This window comes from Streptomyces sp. NPDC058373 (assembly GCF_042723275.1).
Lineage (GTDB): Bacteria > Actinomycetota > Actinomycetes > Streptomycetales > Streptomycetaceae > Streptomyces.
Genome location: NZ_JBHXJE010000103.1, coordinates 1 through 1,733, shown reverse-complemented (window position 1 = coordinate 1,733; position 1,733 = coordinate 1). Strand labels below are relative to the sequence as shown.

The following is a 1,733-nucleotide window of genomic DNA, read 5'->3' as shown; positions in this document are numbered from 1 at the left end:
CCGTCCAACCAGGCCCAGGTCGGAAGATTCACCTTGCTCTTACCACCGGGGGCAAGGGTGACTTCGGTCCCAGGCACCTTGATCTGCTCGTAGGCGAGGCCGGCGAGAATTTCGGGGGTGATGATGTTCTCTACCTCGGGGGTCTCACCGTTGTCAGCCCAGAAGGGGACGCGGTCGCACTTGAGCTGATCGTCAAGAGAGGCATTGGGGTTGTAGACAGCACCCCACCACATCCCCTCGTCCTTCTTCTCCTCGTTGAAGTCCTTGTAATCCCCGTCGATGTAGTTGCGCCGCTCCTCGTTCCATTCATTGCGCGCGTCCGGCGGCAATCCCGGGTCGTTGGCCATCCCGCGATGCATCCGCTGGTAGTAGTCGCGAAGTTCGCTCGGCGTCCACTTGGGCGCGTACCAGCAGGGGGGAGGCGACCAGTCAGACGGCACCGCGGCCACGGAGCCCGCAGACGGGCCACTTCCGTTCTTGGATGTGTCGTACCTGATCACCTCCACTTCAGCGGCCACACTGTCGCCCTTCTGTTCACCGCTGGTCCCGACCTGATCGGTCGGGAGAGCGAGCGAAGGGGTTGCAGCATTAACCAGGCAGGTTGCCGAAAAAACTCCGACAACCGCGGAGGCCATCAGCCAGCGCACTGCGCGCCATCCCTCTCACCCTTGATCCGGTCCGCGCGCCACAGGCCCTTCTGGGATTTGGCTTCCCTCATCAACACCTCAAAAGAGATATAAGGGCTGACCGACTGCTCGTCAGGAACCTTCTTCCCAGTCTCCACATCCTTGCCAGCGGCCCTCGACTCATCCGTACAGAATGAGACAACCCTGATGCCCTTGCTCTTCGGGGCAGACACAGTCACATTCGAGTTCCGCATCTCCCCCATGAGAACCCAACCGCCATCCACGTACTGCTGGATCTGGTCCTTTGCGTACTCGTGCGCCGGACTCATAGGCTCGACGTAGAACTTGTACACCGAACTCTCGGGGGCCCGCTCGAATACGGAGTGCTGGATCGACTTCATGAAATTCTCGGCATCACGGGCAGCTGCAACACCGTCGGCGTCAGCGCCCTTGACCTCTTCGAACGTCAGCTTGAAATCGTCCGGAAACTCAATCTTCGGCCGATCAATCCCATCCGTCTTCGGCTTACCTTCACTCGCCGACGGCGAAGCCTCCGCAGAGTTCTCCCCCGCCCCCGCGATCTTGTCGTCCGGGTCGGCGGACTCCCCTCCGCAACCAGTCAGCAGGAGAACGGTCGCCGTGGCGAGCGCGGTGAGGACGGGCAACGTTCGGCGGTTCACGTGAAGACTCCCGGTGGGGGCGAAAGTGCGGACTCGGGAACTGACGCTATCGCCGGGGCATTTGGTTTCGCCAGGCGGCTCGGGGGAGCGATGCGCCACAGGGGCCGTAACGGCACGGGTGGGGCGCTCGCCGCCGCGCAGCGCCCCGCCCATGGACGCGTCGACGCGCACGCGTGCGGGCGGGAGCCGGAAAGGCTCGGGCGATCGACCAGTAATCCTCTGGTGGTCATGACGGCCTCCCGGAAGGTTCGACAGGGCGACGCCAACCTCGAAACGGCCTTGTGGTGACAGGCGTTGCAGGCGGAGGCCACCTGTTCGTACCCGTACGTCCGCTTCGAAGGCGGCCGCCTGCTCCTCATCACCACCACCGGCGCCCGCACCGGCCGCCCGCACACCAACCCGGTCGGCTACCTCCCCGACGGCGACC

1 protein-coding gene and 2 pseudogenes are annotated in these 1,733 nt (G+C 63.8%); 1 reads left to right on the top strand and 2 read right to left on the bottom strand.

What is annotated here, in order from left to right; all coding sequences use genetic code 11:
* Together ACFWMZ_RS28220 and ACFWMZ_RS28215 are read right to left on the bottom strand one after the other, a co-directional pair.
* Window positions 1–647, bottom strand: a pseudogene (locus tag ACFWMZ_RS28220) (hypothetical protein); the annotation flags it as partial.
* Entirely contained in the window at window positions 635–1,306 is a 672-nt protein-coding gene (locus ACFWMZ_RS28215; RefSeq protein WP_383205001.1) for a hypothetical protein, read from the bottom strand. The gene ACFWMZ_RS28215 and the pseudogene ACFWMZ_RS28220, both read right to left, overlap by 13 nt.
* Window positions 1,307–1,639: 333 nt before the next feature.
* Between ACFWMZ_RS28215 and ACFWMZ_RS28210 the strand changes: the two are divergent.
* Window positions 1,640–1,733: pseudogene (locus tag ACFWMZ_RS28210) on the top strand (nitroreductase/quinone reductase family protein); the annotation flags it as partial.